This is a genomic window from Arthrobacter sp. IK3, assembly GCF_051337705.1.
GTDB lineage: Bacteria > Actinomycetota > Actinomycetes > Actinomycetales > Micrococcaceae > Arthrobacter_B > Arthrobacter_B koreensis.
On sequence record NZ_JBPPSW010000001.1, the window covers coordinates 1 to 15,429 of the forward strand.

The 15,429-nt window shown below is 66.1% G+C and carries 14 protein-coding genes; 11 read left to right on the forward strand and 3 right to left on the reverse strand.

Annotation, left to right across the window (positions count from 1 at the left end; genetic code table 11):
- Positions 1-130: 130 nt before the first annotated feature.
- Both ACSLGO_RS00005 and ACSLGO_RS00010 read right to left on the reverse strand, forming a co-directional pair.
- Entirely contained in the window at positions 131-727 is a 597-nt protein-coding gene (locus ACSLGO_RS00005; RefSeq protein WP_176697514.1) for an HdeD family acid-resistance protein, read from the reverse strand.
- Positions 728-850: 123 nt separating this feature from the next.
- Complete coding sequence (locus ACSLGO_RS00010; RefSeq protein WP_386917168.1) at positions 851-1,528, reverse strand: phosphoribosyltransferase; 678 nt, start codon at positions 1,526-1,528, stop codon at positions 851-853.
- Between the two features lie 120 nt (positions 1,529-1,648).
- Between ACSLGO_RS00010 and ACSLGO_RS00015 the strand changes: the two genes are divergently transcribed.
- The 6 genes from ACSLGO_RS00015 (at position 1,649) to ACSLGO_RS00040 (ending at position 9,585) form a co-directional block, all read left to right on the forward strand.
- Positions 1,649-2,401, forward strand: coding sequence for an SDR family NAD(P)-dependent oxidoreductase (locus ACSLGO_RS00015; protein ID WP_325786007.1), 753 nt, complete (start codon positions 1,649-1,651; stop codon positions 2,399-2,401).
- Positions 2,402-2,544: 143 nt separating this feature from the next.
- On the forward strand, positions 2,545-3,870 hold the full coding sequence (locus tag ACSLGO_RS00020) for an amidohydrolase (RefSeq protein WP_419242400.1): 1,326 nt from the start codon (positions 2,545-2,547) through the stop codon (positions 3,868-3,870).
- An 85-nt stretch (positions 3,871-3,955) separates the two neighbouring features.
- The gene (locus ACSLGO_RS00025) at positions 3,956-5,530 is read left to right on the forward strand and encodes an AbgT family transporter (RefSeq protein ID WP_263127713.1); all 1,575 of its coding nucleotides are present in this window, start codon (positions 3,956-3,958) and stop codon (positions 5,528-5,530) included.
- 37 nt (positions 5,531-5,567) lie between these two features.
- Positions 5,568-6,524, forward strand: a complete 957-nt coding sequence (locus ACSLGO_RS00030) for an ATP-grasp domain-containing protein (protein WP_436399665.1) — start codon at positions 5,568-5,570, stop codon at positions 6,522-6,524.
- A 79-nt stretch (positions 6,525-6,603) separates the two neighbouring features.
- Positions 6,604-8,292 (forward strand): long-chain-fatty-acid--CoA ligase, encoded by a 1,689-nt coding sequence (locus ACSLGO_RS00035; protein WP_386885583.1) that lies wholly within the window; start codon positions 6,604-6,606, stop codon positions 8,290-8,292.
- A gap of 321 nt (positions 8,293-8,613) precedes the next feature.
- Positions 8,614-9,585 (forward strand): YsnF/AvaK domain-containing protein, encoded by a 972-nt coding sequence (locus ACSLGO_RS00040; protein WP_436399666.1) that lies wholly within the window; start codon positions 8,614-8,616, stop codon positions 9,583-9,585.
- Positions 9,586-9,705: 120 nt separating this feature from the next.
- On the opposite strand, the gene ACSLGO_RS00045 is transcribed toward ACSLGO_RS00040, so the two are convergent.
- The gene (locus ACSLGO_RS00045) at positions 9,706-10,419 is read right to left on the reverse strand and encodes a GntR family transcriptional regulator (protein WP_325786003.1); all 714 of its coding nucleotides are present in this window, start codon (positions 10,417-10,419) and stop codon (positions 9,706-9,708) included.
- 110 nt (positions 10,420-10,529) lie between these two features.
- Between ACSLGO_RS00045 and ACSLGO_RS00050 the strand changes: the two genes are divergently transcribed.
- The 5 genes from ACSLGO_RS00050 (at position 10,530) to ACSLGO_RS00070 (ending at position 15,402) form a co-directional block, all read left to right on the forward strand.
- On the forward strand, positions 10,530-11,852 hold the full coding sequence (locus ACSLGO_RS00050) for an ABC transporter substrate-binding protein (protein ID WP_386917165.1): 1,323 nt from the start codon (positions 10,530-10,532) through the stop codon (positions 11,850-11,852).
- A 67-nt stretch (positions 11,853-11,919) separates the two neighbouring features.
- A complete protein-coding gene (locus ACSLGO_RS00055; protein WP_325786001.1) occupies positions 11,920-12,879 on the forward strand; it encodes a carbohydrate ABC transporter permease in 960 nt (319 codons plus the stop codon).
- A gap of 2 nt (positions 12,880-12,881) precedes the next feature.
- Positions 12,882-13,799, forward strand: coding sequence for a carbohydrate ABC transporter permease (locus tag ACSLGO_RS00060; protein ID WP_325786000.1), 918 nt, complete (start codon positions 12,882-12,884; stop codon positions 13,797-13,799).
- A 4-nt stretch (positions 13,800-13,803) separates the two neighbouring features.
- Positions 13,804-14,766 carry a glycosyl hydrolase family 32 gene (locus tag ACSLGO_RS00065; protein WP_325785999.1) on the forward strand — a complete coding sequence of 321 codons (963 nt, stop codon included), beginning with the start codon at positions 13,804-13,806 and terminating at the stop codon, positions 14,764-14,766.
- A gap of 132 nt (positions 14,767-14,898) precedes the next feature.
- On the forward strand, positions 14,899-15,402 hold the full coding sequence (locus ACSLGO_RS00070) for a DUF805 domain-containing protein (RefSeq protein ID WP_325785998.1): 504 nt from the start codon (positions 14,899-14,901) through the stop codon (positions 15,400-15,402).
- The last annotated feature ends 27 nt before the right edge of the window (positions 15,403-15,429 follow it).

The following is a 15,429-nucleotide window of genomic DNA, read 5'->3' on the forward strand; positions in this document are numbered from 1 at the left end:
CCGGGGCCCCACCACTGTCCTTAGCGTAGGAGCCGGAGTGTTTCAGGCGGCAGCGCACGCACGTTAGCGCTGTGTTAACAGCTGCTGGGAGGCCGCTGGGCGCTGCCTGAAAAGCGCAGGCCGGAGCGGGTTAGGCGGTGCGGACCCCGCCGCGTCCGAAGGTGATGGCCCGGACCAGCTGCACCACGCCCAGGACCACCAGGAAGATCCCGCCGAAGATCACCAGCGCTGCCAGGGACTCGACCGGAAGGAACAGGACAACGACGCCGGCAACGATGCTCAGGATGCCGAAGGTAATCGCGTACCAGCGGGAACCGCCCGATTCCGTCTCCGCCAGCGCCATGATGCCTTCGATGATCCAGGCGATGCCCACCAGCATGCCGAGTACGGCGAGTGAGGACAGCGGGTTGCGGATAGCGACGATGCCCACTATGAAGAGCAGCAGCCCCACAATGATGCTCAGCACCCGCAGTCCCGGTGTGAGGGGCGCGGCGATTCCGCTGACCACGCGCAGGGCACCGGAGATGAGGAAGTACAGGCCGAAGAGGAACGCGATCACTGAGAGGGTGGCCTGCGGCCAGAAGAGGACCAGCAGGCCGAGGATCAGGGACACCGCCCCCACAACGCCGAAACCTGTCCGCACCGCGGAGATAGTCCGGGACGAAAGTTCGCTGGTATCCAGGCCGAGCCCTCCCCAGCCGTAGAAAGCACCACTGGTCATGGACATTGGAGCCTCCCGAGCTCTCGAAAATGGTGTCCCCAAGCCCTTCGAATTATCCTCCCGGCCTACCTCCCAGACCAGCATGGGGCAGCCGTTCCGGCGCCGGGAGCAGGGGAAAACCAGGGAAGGTCAGGCGAGGCCCAGCAGGAAGCGCACCTCGTCCTCGCCGGTCTGCCCGAAGTGGAGGTAAGCCGAACCCACCGCCGGCAGGCCGCTGTCCGGCCAGGGAATGACGACGTCGTTCGCCGCCTCGGCGAGCGCGTCCGTCCGCTCACAGGACATGGGAGCCGCCGCCACCAGCCACGCCGGATCTAGTTTGCGGACAGCTTCCAGGGCCGCGCGCATGGTGGCACCCGTGGCAATTCCGTCGTCGACCACAATCACCGTCCGCCCCCGGAGTTCCTGCACACCGCGCCCGCCCCGGAACCTCCGGGCCCGGCGCTGCAGCTCCTCCCGCTCGGAGGCCAGGACGGCATCCAGCCCAGCCTGGCCGCCCGGCCCGGCGGCGGCCAGCCATGCGTTCACGACGGGCCCATTCCAGGTTTCGGCAGCGGCACCCCCGGCCTCGGCCACCGCCCCGGCAGCGAGTTCCGGCTGTCGTGGATGGCCGATCTTGCGCACCACCACCACGTCCAGCTTTGCTCCCAGGCCGCCGGCGACCTCCGCTGCAACCGGAACCCCGCCGCGCGGGAGACCCAGCACCATCAGTCCGGGGGCGCCCCGGTACCGCTCCAGCGCACCTGCCAGGACCCGGCCTGCGTCGGCGCGGTCGGTATAGGGGAACGGATGGGCGGTTTGGACGGCCATGGCACTCCCGGCATCAGCGGGTCCTGGTCCTCCCACGGTAGGTGCGTCCCGCCGCGGGAGGCAATGCGCCGCGCGAAGCGTGCGTTGCCAAACCCCCTGCAGGCGTAGCAGGCTGTCCCAATGACTGAAACGGCAGTAATCACAGGGGCCACCGCAGGCCTGGGAGCAGAGTTCGCCCGTGCCCTGGCCGAGCGCGGCTACAACGTAGTCCTGACGGCCCGGGACGAGGAACGGCTCAGGGCCAAGGCTGAAGAGCTCTCCTCCCGCTACCAGGTTGAGGCTTCAGTGCTGCCCGCGGACCTTTCCACGAAAAAGGGCGTGGAGAAGGTGGCCGCACGGGTGGGCCAGCCGGACGTCGCCGTCCTCGTCAACAATGCCGGGTACGGCCTGAAGAACGACTTCCACGCCAACCCGGCCCAGATGGAGCTCGACCACCTGGCCGTACTGGTCCAGGCACCCCTGCTGCTGAGCCACGCCGCGATCAACTCGATGCTCGAGCGCGGCGGCGGACGGATCATCAACGTCGCGTCGGTGGCGGGTTTCATTCCCCGCGGTACCTACAGTGCGGCGAAAGCCTGGGTCATCAACTTCAGCCGCTGGGCCAACCTGCACTATGCCGGGCGCGGCATCTCCGTGACCGCAGTCTGCCCGGGGTTCGTGCACACCGAGTTCCACCAGCGGATGCAGATGGACAAGACGCTCTATCCCCGGTGGATGTGGCTGGACGCGGACCGGGTGGTCCGCGAAGGCCTCGCCGATGCCTTCGCGGGCAAGGGAGTCTCCATCCCGTCGAAGCGGTACAAGGTGCTTGCCGCGGTGGGGAGCCGAGGGCCCCAGGGGCTGGTGGCGCGGATAGGCGGCCGCGGGCGCTGACCCGGTTTCCGGGCACAGGATCCGGCACCCCACCCGGGCGCCCGGCCGAATCCTAATCCGGTTGCGGCGGCACTGGAACCCCCTATGCGCCGCATTACGGGTCCGGCAGGCATTAGCCCTGGATCAGTCGTAGGGTGGCCCCCATGAGTGATCCAACGCAGCCAAGCACCGACTACCTGGACTACCTGGACAAGGAAACGCAGGTCCGTGCCCGGCACATCCGGCACGAGGATTCGCCGTTCGCCGGAGCTCCGGAAGCGCTCGCCGACGCCGTCCTGGCCCGGGTGGACGCGCTCGCCCCGGAGCTGGCGGACCTGGCTGCCCAGCTGCACCAGGACCCGGAAACGGCCTATCAGGAACACCGCAGCGCCCGCCGCGTGGCGGACTTGCTGGAACGCCACGGGATCGCCGCCGAAGTGGGGGTCCACGGCCTGGACACCGCAGTCCGGGCGCAGGCCGGCTCCGGATCCCCGGTGCTTGCCGTCATGGGTGAGTACGATGCGCTTCCGGGGATCGGCCATGCCTGCGGACACAACGTCATTGCCGCCGCCGGAGCCGGCGCGTTCCTGGCGCTGGCGGAGACCCTCCGCGATGATCCGGACGCGTTTCCAGGAACGGTGGTCTTCCTCGGAACCCCGGCAGAGGAAGGCTATTCCGGCAAAGAAGTGATGATCCAGCACGGTGCCCTGGACGGCGTGGATGCTGCGATGATGGTCCACCCGCTGGGGGCCGACGTCGTTGACCAGGTCTGGCTGGGCCGGCGGGTGCTCACGGTGAAGTTCTCCGGAGTTGCGGCCCATGCCTCCGCCCAGCCCTTCATGGGCCGCAACGCGCTCGACGCCGCCACCCTCGCCTACCAGGGGGTGGGCCTGCTGCGCCAGCAGATGCCGCCGTCGGACCGGATCCACGCCATCATCACCGAGGGCGGCGAGCGGCCGAGCATCATTCCGGAATTCGCCGAAATGAAGTTCTACGCCCGGTCCAAGTACCCCGAGACCCTGCGGGAGCTCAGCGGCCGTATCGAGGACATTGTCCGCGGGGCAGCGCTCATGACCGGCACCGGGGTGGAGATTGAATGGGACGCGGAGCCGCCGTCGCTGCCCGTGCGTTCCAGCCGCGCGCTAACAGGCCGCTGGCTCTCCGCCCAGCGCCGCCGCGGGCGCGACCCCCTGCCCGCAGGAGTGGTTTCGGAGACGCTGGCGGCATCGACGGACTTCGGAAATGTGAGCTACCGGGTGCCCGGGATCCATCCGCTGATCGCCATATCCGCCCCGGACGTTGCCCTGCACACCCGCGAGTTCGCGGCGGCTGCGGGCTCACCCGAGGCTGCCCGGGGAGCAGCCGACGGCGCCGCCGGCCTGGCGCTGACGGCCCTGGACTACTTCTGGGACCCGGAGCTGCAGCGTGCCGCCGCCCAGGAATTCGCCGACGCCGGCGGTCCCGTGGACGTCGCCGGCTACTTCGACTGACCGCCCCACGGAAATACCCGCCGGGCCGGTGCCCGCCGGACGGGGAACCCCGCCTTAAGGATCCGCACTCTCCGAAGGACGCTCCATGACCACAGCACCCACCGCAGCCCGTTCCTCCCGAACTGACCGGCTGCTGGCCGCCGTGGAACGGGCCGGGAACAAACTGCCGGACCCGTTCATCCTCTTCCTGCTGCTCTTCGGCATCGTTGCGGTTGCCTCAACGGCCATGGCGTGGGGAAACGTCAGCGTCACGGTTCCCGGCAGCGACGAGGCCACCCGCATCCGCGGACTGTTTACCGCGGAAGGCATGAGCTGGCTGACCACCACGCTGGGGGAGAACTATCTCGGTTTCCCGCCGCTGGCCACCGTGCTGCCAATCCTCCTGGCGGTCGGCGTGGCAGAAAAGTCCGGGCTGCTGGCTGCCATGATCCGCCGCGCCTTCGGCGCTGCCCCGCGCTGGGCCCTGCCCTACGCCGTCGGGCTGGTGGGCGTTGCCGGGTCCATCATGGCGGACGCCGCGTTTGTGGTGATCCCGCCGCTGGCCGCACTGGTGTTCAAGGCGGCCGGACGCCACCCCGTCGCCGGGCTGCTGGGCGGATTCGCGGCAGCCGGAGCGGGCTACTCCACTTCCATGCTCGTCACCTCCCTGGACGCCCTGTTCGCCGGGATTACGACGGCGGTGACCGGCTCGCTGCCCAACCCGGGTTCACCGGTCAATCCGGTCTCCAACTACTTCTTCAACGTGGCCTCCTCAGCGGTGCTGATCCTTGCCGCCGGCTTCCTGATCGACAAGGTCCTTGAGCCGCGGCTGGTCAGGCAGTCAGTGCCGCGCAGCCAAACGGAGGATCCCGACGACGGGGCTCCCGCAGGCGGGGAAGCCCTGGACCCGAACCTGTCCGCGCTGGAACGGCGCGGCCTGCGCTGGTCCCTGGGAATCGGCATCGTGGTTGCGGGGATCATCGCCGCGGCGGCACTGGTACCGAATTCGCCGTGGCGGAATGAGGACGGCGGATTCCTGCCGGCATCGCCGCTGCTCTCCTCAATCGTCTTCATTGTCTTTGTCATGTTCGTGATTCCGGGCCTGGTGTACGGCCGGATCACCGGGACCATGCCCCACGCCCGGGACATTCCCCGCGTCATGGGCCAGTCCATCAAGGAGATGAGCGGGTTCCTGGTCCTGGCATTTGTGCTGGGTCAGTTCATTGCATTGTTCAACTGGTCCGGGATCGGCAACTGGATCGCCGTTGCAGGAGCCTCCGGACTGGAATCCATTGGGCTCACCGGCTATCCGGCCATCCTCGCCTTCATAGTGCTCGCTTCGCTGCTGAACCTCTTCATCATTTCCGGCTCGGCGATGTGGACCCTGATGGCCGCCGTCTTTGTGCCCATGTTCGCGCTCCTGGGGTATGAGCCCGCCTTCGTGCAGGCCGCGTTCCGGGTGGGGGATTCCGCAACCCAGGTGCTGACACCGCTGAACCCCTACATGATCGTCCTGCTGACCATGCTGCGGCGCTACGAGCCGTCCGCCGGCCTGGGCACGGTCATCTCCCGGATGCTGCCGTTCACCGTGGTGTTCTGGGTGGCCTGGGTGGCAGTGCTGACGGTCTTTTATGTCTTTGATCTGCCCCTCGGCCCGGGCAACGGCATCTTCATCCAGTAGGCTTCCATTCCGTCCAACGCTCGTGAAAGGCCTCCCCATGGCACTGCCCGTTTACGCCGTGCATGAGAATCCGGAGTGGTTCCCGCCCTTTGCCAAGGCCTTTGAGGCCGAGGGTGTTGAGGTGCATGAATGGCTGCTGACCGACGGTGTCCTGGATCTGGATTCAGCGCCGCCGGAAGGCATCTTCTGGTCCCGGATCAGCGCCTCCTCGCACACCCGCGGGCACGGCCTCTCCAAGGACTACGCCCGGGCAGTCCTGGCCTGGCTGGAGGCGCACGGCCGCCGCACCGTCAACGGCCGCCGCGTGCTGGAACTTGAGATGAGCAAGGTGGACCAGCTCACCGCGCTGCGCGCTGCAGGCATTGAGACGCCCCGCACCGTGGCCGCGATTGGCCGGAACCAGATCCTGGCCGCGGCCAAGGAATTCCCGGTGCCGTTCATCCTGAAGCACAACCAGGGCGGCAAGGGACTGGGGGTGCGCAAGTTCGAATCGCACGGAGAGCTTGCCGACTACGTCGCCTCCGACGAATTCGAGGAACCGCAGGACGGCATCACCCTGGTGCAGGAATTCATCCAGGCGGCTGAACCGTCCATCAGCCGGGTGGAACTCGTCGGCGGGAAGTTCGTCTACGCCATCCGCGCCGACACTGCCCGCGGGGGCTTCCAGCTCTGCCCCGCGGACGCCTGCGCCATCGATCCGGCCACCGGCACGCCCATCATGCCGCCCGGAGCATCCATTGCGCCGGATCCGGATACCCAGCTGTTCAGCCTGCGGGAAGGATTCGACCACCCGATCATCAGCAGGTACGAGGAGTTCGCCCGGCGGATGAACCTGGAGGTCTGCGGCATTGAATTCATCGAAGCGGCTGACGGCCGGGTTCTGACCTATGACGTGAACACCAACACCAACTACAACGCGGTGGTCGACGCCGCGGCCCCGGTGTCCGCTCCGCGCCAGCTGGCGCGGTACCTGGGAGGGCTCGCGGCAGAATAGTCCGGAGTTCCCGGTGCTTTCCCTACCTATGCGGTGACTGGAATATAGTCGAAAGTACCGAACCTAAGGAGCTCCGTCCATGACCGCTGCCCAGGAACCGCTGTGGGTAAAGCACTACCAGCCCGGTGTACCGGCAGAAATCGAACTGCCCACCGAATCCCTCACCTCCATGGTGGAAGACGCGGTGGCGCGGTTCGGGCCGAAGGTGGCACTGGAGTTCTTCGGTGCCGAGACCACCTATACGCAGCTGGGAGACCAGATCAACCGCGCCGCTGAAGGGCTGCGCAGGCTGGGCGTCCGGAAGGGCCACCGGGTGGCAATCATCCTGCCCAACTGCCCGCAGTACCTCATCGCGTTCTACGCGGTGCTGCGCCTCGGCGGCGTCGTCGTGGGGCACAACCCGCTCTACACGGAGCGCGAACTGCGCCACCAGTTCGAGAACCACGGTGCGCAGGTTGCCATCGTGTGGGACAAGGCCGTGGAGAAGGTACAGGACTTCCCGGATGACCTTGCGGTACCCAGCATCATTTCCGTGGACATCACCAAGGCCATGCCGCGCCTGAAGCGGATTGGCCTTCGCCTGCCGATCCCGTCGATCCGCCGGACCCGTGCCGGTCTGACCACCAAGACCGAGAACACGATTCCCTGGGAAAAGCTGCTCGCCAACGATCCGATCGACCCGCAGCACCCCAAGCCGTCCGTGCAGGACCTCGCTGCGCTGCAGTACACCTCCGGCACCACCGGAATCCCCAAGGGTGTCATGCTCACGCATTACAACCTCCGCTCGAACGCCCTGCAGGGACAGGCCTGGATGCACGGAGCCAAGGAGGGCGAGGAAGTCATCTACGGCGTCCTGCCGATGTTCCATGCTTTCGGCCTGACCCTCTACCTGACGTTCGCGATGCTTACGGGTTCACGGCTGGTGCTCTTCCCGAAGTTCGACGTCGACCTGGTCCTGGACGCTGCCAGGAAGTCCAGGCCTACCGTCTTCTGTGCCGTGCCGCCGATCTACGAGAAGGTGGCAACCGAGTCCAAGAAGCGCGGAATCGACATCTCCACCATTCGCTTCGCCATTTCCGGTGCCATGACATTGTCCGCGAAGACCGTCGAAATCTGGGAAGAGGTCTCCGGCGGCCTGCTGGTGGAAGGCTACGGACTCACCGAATCTTCTCCGGTTGCCCTCGGTAATCCGTTCGCGGAGACCCGCCGCAACGGAACCATCGGCGTGCCCTTCCCGAGCACCCTCATGCGGGTTGCGGATCCCGAAGACCTGGGCCGTGATGTTCCGCAGGGCGAGCCGGGCGAGCTGCTGATCAGCGGCCCGCAGGTGTTCTCCGGTTACTGGAACAACCCGGAGGAAACCGCAGAGATCCTGACGGAAGACGGCTGGCTTCGCACCGGGGACATCGTCACGGTGGACGAGGACGGGTTCGTGAAGGTTGTGGACCGGCGCAAGGAACTCATCATCACGGGCGGTTTCAACGTCTCCCCGTCCGAGGTGGAGGAAGTACTCCGCAGCAACCAGTCAGTCGCTGACGCAGCAGTGGTAGGGCTGTCCCGCGGTGCCGGCGGAGAGCAGGTGGTTGCCGCCGTCGTGATGCAGCCGGACACCGAGCTGGATGAGCAGGCACTGCGCGCCTTCTGCCGGGAACGCCTCACCCCCTACAAGGTTCCCCGCCGGATCGTGGCGATCGAGGAACTGCCCAAGTCCATGCTGGGCAAGGTCCTGCGCAAGCAGGTCCGGGAGTCCCTCCAGGATTCGCTCTAGCCTCCCCTTTCCCACACCGGAGGCCCGCCTGGTGCCTTCCCGCTCCTCCTCGGCAGGGCTTTTCGGACGAGCCCGGTTTTCTCTTGACGCTGCTCGCATGCAGGCAGTGGAATAATAAGTAGGCTTGGCAATTCAGGCCCGGCCGAAGAATGGCCAGAGGAGCCGGAACCGGTGCCGGTGAAACGGTACAGCCGCGCGGGCGGGTATGCCCGGCACGGTGTTCGGGGAGCTGCGGGCGGAAGCTGCTCCGAAGGATCCGGCTCGTGAATCGTGATCGCTGTGCCGGACCCCGGCGCAGATTCGCTGCCGAAGGAGAAAACGATGATCAGCAACGAGCAAGTCGAAGGACTCATGGCCGCTTCGGGGAACGTTCTTGGTCCCAACGGCGACAAAATCGGGTCAGTGGGAACGTTCTACCTCGATGACCAGACCAACGAACCGGCCTGGGTCACGGTGAACACCGGCCTGTTCGGAACGAACGAGACCTTCGTTCCGCTGAGCGAGGCCAGCGTTGAAGGCGTCGATGTGCTTGTGCCCTACTCCAAGGACGAGGTGAAGAACGCGCCGCAGATCGACAGCGACGGCTCCATTAGTGCGGAGGAGGAAGTAACGCTCTACCGCTACTACGGCTTCACGTACGACGACGGAACATCGGACGCAGATACGCGCAGCGCGGGTGCCGGCACTGACACCCTCATCGAGTCCGACACGGAGACCCTTTCCGGCACGGACCGGGGGCGCAGCGGCCTGGTTGACGATTCCGGCGCAGGGGCCGGCTCAGAATCCGGGCGTGCTGGTACCGCCGGATTCTCCTCCGGTGCCGGAATCGACGAGGCAATGACCCGTTCGGAAGAGCAGCTGGACGTTGGAACCGAAAGCCGTGAAACCGGTAAGGCACGGCTGCGTAAGTACACCGTGACGGAGACGGTCACCACCCAGGTGCCGGTCAGTCATGAGGAAGTGGTGATCGAGCGGGAGCCGATCACGGATGCCAACCGTGAAGCTGCAATGCGCGGCCCCGAGATGCGCGACGACGAATACGAAGTCACGCTGCATGCCGAGGAGCCTGTAGTCCACAAGCACACCGAACCTGTGGAGCGGGTGCGGCTGGACACCGAAACGGTCACGGGGCAGGAAAACGTCTCCGAGGAAGTCCGCAAGGAGCGGATCGAGAGCGAGGTGGAAGACGCCTCCGGGCGCTCCGCGTCCACCGAAGGCCATACCGGGCACCATTCCTCCGGCTCCGGCCACGATTCGGGCCACGGTGATTCCGGCTCCGGCAGTTCACGCTAACCGCCCCCGGATGACGGAGGCCGGAACCACCGGCTCATCAAGCAGGACCCCGCCGGCCCGCCAGGGCCGGCGGGGTCCTGCCATGACTGCGGGTTCCTCTCCCTATCCGGTGCTGGCGTCTCAGTCCCGGTGCCGCCGCGCCTGGAATCGGAACCGGTCTCCCCGGAACACAGAATAGGTCCATTCCGCGGGCCGTCCTCCGGCGAATCCAAGCCGTTGAATGACCAACAGCGGGAAGCCCATCTCAAGACCGAGCAGGCGGACGTCCTCCGGGCCGGCAAGCCTTGTCTGCACGGTGTCCTCGGCGTCCGTGATGCGCACCCCGTAGCTCTCCTGCAGTGCTGCGTACAAGGACCCGGTGCGGTCCAGGGCATCGGCGAGGCCAGGCAGCTCCCCGGAAAGCAGGGCGGTCTCATGGGCCAGCGGCTCTTCGTTGATGAGCCGCACACGTTCCACACGGGTTAGAGCCGTTCCCGGTTCCACGTTGAGCCGCAGCGCGGCCTCACCTTCCGCAGGCACGGTGGAGATCCCGATCAGCCGGCTTGAACTGCGGAGCCCCTGCGCCTCCGCGTCTTCCGAGAAAGACGTCAGTTGGCGCACATAAGTTGGGCGGTTGTGGGCCACAAACGTGCCATGGCCCTGGATCCTGTCCAGCACCCCCTCGGCGACGAGTTCCGCGATCGCCTGCCGAACGGTGGTCCGGGACGTGCCGTACTCCGCGGCCAGGGCCCGCTCGGTGGGCATCAGCGTGCCCGGGTCGCCTTCTGAGGCGAGCGCCCGCAGCCGCTCCTTGAGCACGTAGTACTTCGGAGCCGGATGGGATTGTGACGTCACGGAACCAGCATAGCGATTGACTCCTAAATTGGTCTAGGCCAAACTAAGGGCCATCGACAGCCCACTTGCCTTCGGCATGGGGACCTATGGGAAGGGCAGAAATGCGTTCAATGAGGAACACCCGGCTGCGCGCCGGATCGATGGGGGCGGCAGGCGTAGCGCTGGCGCTGGTGCTGACGGCATGCGGAGGAAGCGGCGATGCAGGAAGCGATGCTGACGGCACGCTGAAGGTTTGGGCACACTCCGGCCAGGCTTCCGAAGCGGAAGCACTACAGGGGCTCGTGGATCAGTTTAATGATGCCAATGGGGACATCACCGTTGAACTGACGCTGGTACCTGAGGCCGACTACACCAGCACCATCCAGGCCACCAAGGCCGAGGACCTGCCGGACATTATGGAAATGGATGCCCCGACCATGGCGTCCTTCGTCTACGACCGCAAGCTGATCCCGCTGGAGGGGATTGTCTCCGAGGAGGTCCTGGACAACCGGATCGGCGGGGTCAAGGAAAGCGGCACCTACAATGGCGAGACCTACGCCGTAGGCATGTTCGACGTCGGACTTGGCCTCTGGGGCAACGCTTCCCTGTTGGAGGCGGCCGGCCTGGAAGCTCCGGTGTCCGCCGACGAAGCCTGGACGGTCGACGAATTCAGGACGAACCTCGCGAAGCTGGCCGAAGTCAGCCCGTCCGGCAATGCCATCGACCTGGGCGAAGCGAACTCCTTCGCCGCCGAGTGGGGACTGTTCACCACCAGCCCGAATCTCTGGTCCGCCGGTGGAACGCTGATGAAGGACGGCAAGGCTGACGGCGTGCTCAACTCCGCAGAGAACGTCGAGGCTCTGACGGAGTGGTCCTCCTGGAAGGACTACACGGACCCGAACACCAGCGGCACCGCCTTCCAGGAAGGCCAGGTTGCCCTGACCTGGACCGGCAACTGGATGTACCCCGGCTTCAGTGAAGCACTGGGGGAGGACCTGGTCCTGATGCCGCTGCCTGACTTCGGCAACGGCACCAAGGCCGGCCACGGTTCCTGGCAGTGGGGCGCAACGCCGGCAGCCGAAGGCAATGAGGAAGCTGCCGGGGAGTTCCTGGACTTCCTCCTGTCGGATGACTCCATCACCGCCATGACAACCGCCAACGCCGCAATCCCGGGCAGCACCTCGGCCCTGGAAACCAGCGAGCTGTACGGCGAAGGCAAGCCTCTTGCCCTCTTCGCGGACAACCTCGCCTCCGCCTGCGGATCCGAGGACGTCACCGCAGAGTGTATTGCCGTCGCCCGTCCGGTGACACCGGGCTACCCGACAGTTACCAGCTCTGTTGGCAGTGCGCTGCTGGCTATTTGGGGCGGAGCGGACGTGAAGGAAGAACTGGACAAGGCCGCCCGCGCGATCGACGCCGACTTCACCGACAACAACGGCTACGAGGACGAATAATTCCGGCTGCAGCGGGGCCGGGCACACCGTGCCCGGCCCCGCTCTTCTCGGGATGGAGGAACATGTCATGACCACCACGTCACTGCTGCCGCCCAGGAGCGGCAGTCCGGAAGCGGGCGCGCGACCCACGAGGCGCCGCGGCGGCGCCGGTCCCGCCATGGCCGCTCCGGCCATGCTGCTGCTTGCCCTGTTCGTGGCGGTTCCCTTTATTGCCGCGATTGGGTTCTCGCTCTACAACGTCCGCCTGGGCGATCCCCGCGAACCGAGCTTCATGGGTTTCACCCAGTACGTCCGGATCCTCACCGACCCGGACGTGTCAGCCCAGTTCCTCAGTGCTCTGGGGCACAACCTCATCTTCGCCGTGATCGTGGTACCGGTGCAGACTGCTTTGGCACTCGCTCTGGCCATGCTGGTCAAGCGAGCGCTGCCCGGCATGGCAGTCTTCCGCGCCGTCTACTTCCTTCCGGTGATCTTCCCGATGGCGCTGGTTGCGATCATCTGGCGGCTGATCCTGGCGCGCGGCGACCAGGGCCTGCTAAACGCCACCCTCAATTTCTTTTCCGGTGGAAACTTCGGTGCCCAGGACTGGCTCGGCTCGGAACTGACAGCCCTGGGCTCGGTAATCGTGCTCTCCATCTGGCAGGGCTGCGGCTTCCAGATGGTCATCCTCCTGGCAGCTCTGCAGCAGGTCCCCGGCGAGCTGTATGAAGCTGCCGAACTGGACCGGGCCAACGCCTGGCAGCGGCTGCTCCATGTCACGCTGCCCGGCATCCGCACCACGCTCGTATTCGTGGCCCTCTACACAACCATTCTTTCCCTGCGGGTCTTCGACCAGATCTACGTCCTGGCCAAATCCGGCGGCGGGCTCAACGAGGACGCCACGCGCACCGTCATGTATCAGGCGGTCACGTCCGCCTTTGACCAGAACAACATCGGCCGGGCCAGCGCCATCTCGGTGGTCTTCTTCATCCTGGTGCTGATCCTGTCCCTGATCCAGCGCCGGCTCACGCGCGAACGGGAGGTCTAGCCATGGCAACCACAACCCAGAACGGTGCGCCCGCCGAAACCGCAGGGCGTGCCGGGAATTCTGCATCCGGGCTTCGGCGCAGCAGCCCCCGGCACCGCGCAGGCATTACCGCCCATTACCTGGCGCTGGTCGTCACCAGCCTGGTGTTCCTGGCTCCCGTTGCCTACATGGTTGCGGCATCCTTCGCGCCGGCATCGGACACCCTGGCGGGCTTCAAGGTTTTCGACGTCACACAGTGGGGGCTGCACAACTACTCGGGCGTCACCTCCAGCCTGTCCTCGGACAGCACCGGGCACCTGTGGCGGTTCTTCCTGGTGTCCTTTACCGTTACCGTCGCCGTGGTCGGCCTGGGCCTGGTGGTCAATTCGATGGCCGCGTTCGCGCTGTCCCGGCTGGAGTGGAAGGGCAGGGGGATTGCCCTGCTGGGCATCCTGATGCTGCTGATCGTGCCTTTCGAAGCCGTCGCCGTCCCCATGTTCTACCTGTACAACGACGCGCGGAACACGCTCTGGATCCAGATTGTCCCGTTCATTGGCAACGCGCTCTCCATTTTCCTGTTCTATTCATTCTTCTCCGGCATCCCGCGCAGCATCGATGAGGCTGCCCGGCTGGACGGGGCCGGATCCTGGCGGATCTTCGCGCTGATCATCGCTCCCATGAGCAAGCCGGTCTACGCATCGGTGGCCATCCTGACGTTCCTCACCCAATGGGGCGCCTTCCTTTGGCCGGTACTGATGATTTCGGATCCCAATTTGCGTCCGCTGCCGCTGCAGATCAGCGTCTTTGCCGGCCAGCTGCCGCCGGCCTGGGGGCAGGTCATGGCCTTCGGCGTGCTGCTGGTGCTGCCGGTGCTTGTTGTCTTCCTGCTCTTCCAGCGCTGGTTCATTGAAGGCGTCGCCTCCTCTGCTGTGAAGGGATAGAACAATGGTTTTCAGGCTCAATGACCACTGGGCGTGGGACAGCTGGCTGGCCGACGACGGCGAGCAGTACCACCTGTTCTTCCTGCGTGCCTCCCGGGCGCTCCAGGACCCGCAGCGGCGACACTACCGGGCATCCATCGGCCATGCTGTGTCAACCGACCTCGAGGACTGGCAGTTGCTCCCGGACGCACTGGTGGCAGCGGATGCCCCCGCCTGGGATGACCTCGCCACCTGGACCGGCTGCACCGTGCAGGGCAAGGACGGGCGCTGGCACCTGTTCTATACCGGGGTCAGCCGCGCAGAGAACGGACTGCAGCAGCGCATTGGCAAGGCTGTCTCGGATGACCTGGTCACCTGGACCCGCCGGGACCGGCCGCCGCTGGAGGCAGACCCGCGCTGGTACGAGAAGCTGGGGGAGGGGACCTGGCCGGATGAAGCGTGGCGGGATCCGTTTGTGTTCTGGGATGAAGACTCGGCACAGTGGCACATGCTGGTGACGGCCCGCTGCCGCGAGGGCGACCCTGCCGGCCGTTCGGTGGTGGGTCACGCCGTCAGCGCTGACCTGGAGGAGTGGGAAGTCCGTCCGCCGCTCTCGGCGCCCGCCGGGTACGGCGAGATGGAAGTTATCCAGTCCCGTATGGTCGACGGGCAGCCGGTCCTGATCTTCTCCTGCCTGCCCGAATTTGCCCCCGGTGTCGAAGCGCCGCGTGTTCCCACAGGCACGTGGATCGCTCCGGGCGATTCGCTGCTGGGACCCTGGCAGCTCGAGGCGACCTCCGAGTTCTATCTGGACGGCATTTATGCGGCGCAGCTGGTGCAGAAGCGCGACGGCGAATGGGTCCTGTTCGGATTCCAGAACGGGACCTTCACGGGTGAAATCGCCGGCCCCACGCCGCTGAAGGAACTGACAAACGGAAGACCGCTCTTCGCACAGGGAAGGGTCGGCGCGGCTGCAGAATCCCTCTAGGTCAGCGCGTTCTTGACGCCCGCTCTGACCTGCGAAAACTGTCTCGACGGTGCCCCGTTCGTCGGCTAGTATCCGTTCGGTCGCACAAATACTAAGCGGCCTTCACTTATCAGCTACAGGGGGAACACCAACATGGCACAGCACTCTGCATCCAACCCGTACGCGCCGGGCCAGCCCGGCGCCACGGACCTGTCCCAGCCGCTTTACGGAGCCGGGATCGGCGACGCCGTCAAGCGCTTTTTCAAGAAGTACGCCACGTTTTCCGGCCGAGCGAGCCGCAGCGAGTACTGGTGGTGGACGCTGGTGAACGCGGTAGTTCTCACCGTGCTGGGCATCTGGACCATCACCGCCGCTGTTGGCAGCGTGAATACGGTGACTGGAGAGCTGGAGGGCACCAGCTTCCTGTTCCCCTACGCGCTGATCGGACTCTGGGGCCTGGCCACCCTGGTGCCGGGCATCGCGTTGACCGTGCGCCGCCTGCACGACGGCGGCTTCACCGGCTGGCTGTTCCTTCTGGCCCTGGTTCCGGGCCTCGGTGGACTCGCCCTCCTGGTGCTGGCCCTGATGCCGAGCAAGCCGGAAGGTGCCCGTTACGACGCCGGCGCCCCGCAGTACGGAGCGTACCCGCAGGCCTGACCTGTGCGGCGCGGAGGAACATAACCG

Bases quoted from the DNA above. Each gene is read 5' to 3' on its own strand.
- ACSLGO_RS00010 (WP_386917168.1), bottom strand. From the start codon at position 1,528: ATGGCCGTCCAAACCGCCCATCCGTTCCCCTATACCGACCGCGCCGAC.
- ACSLGO_RS00005 (WP_176697514.1), bottom strand. From the start codon at position 727: ATGTCCATGACCAGTGGTGCTTTCTACGGCTGGGGAGGGCTCGGCCTG.
- ACSLGO_RS00030 (WP_436399665.1), top strand. From the start codon at position 5,568: ATGGCACTGCCCGTTTACGCCGTGCATGAGAATCCGGAGTGGTTCCCG.
- ACSLGO_RS00040 (WP_436399666.1), top strand. From the start codon at position 8,614: ATGATCAGCAACGAGCAAGTCGAAGGACTCATGGCCGCTTCGGGGAAC.
- ACSLGO_RS00060 (WP_325786000.1), top strand. From the start codon at position 12,882: ATGGCAACCACAACCCAGAACGGTGCGCCCGCCGAAACCGCAGGGCGT.
- ACSLGO_RS00070 (WP_325785998.1), top strand. From the start codon at position 14,899: ATGGCACAGCACTCTGCATCCAACCCGTACGCGCCGGGCCAGCCCGGC.
- ACSLGO_RS00020 (WP_419242400.1), top strand. From the start codon at position 2,545: ATGAGTGATCCAACGCAGCCAAGCACCGACTACCTGGACTACCTGGAC.
- ACSLGO_RS00015 (WP_325786007.1), top strand. From the start codon at position 1,649: ATGACTGAAACGGCAGTAATCACAGGGGCCACCGCAGGCCTGGGAGCA.
- ACSLGO_RS00035 (WP_386885583.1), top strand. From the start codon at position 6,604: ATGACCGCTGCCCAGGAACCGCTGTGGGTAAAGCACTACCAGCCCGGT.
- ACSLGO_RS00065 (WP_325785999.1), top strand. From the start codon at position 13,804: ATGGTTTTCAGGCTCAATGACCACTGGGCGTGGGACAGCTGGCTGGCC.
- ACSLGO_RS00050 (WP_386917165.1), top strand. From the start codon at position 10,530: ATGAGGAACACCCGGCTGCGCGCCGGATCGATGGGGGCGGCAGGCGTA.
- ACSLGO_RS00025 (WP_263127713.1), top strand. From the start codon at position 3,956: ATGACCACAGCACCCACCGCAGCCCGTTCCTCCCGAACTGACCGGCTG.
- ACSLGO_RS00055 (WP_325786001.1), top strand. From the start codon at position 11,920: ATGACCACCACGTCACTGCTGCCGCCCAGGAGCGGCAGTCCGGAAGCG.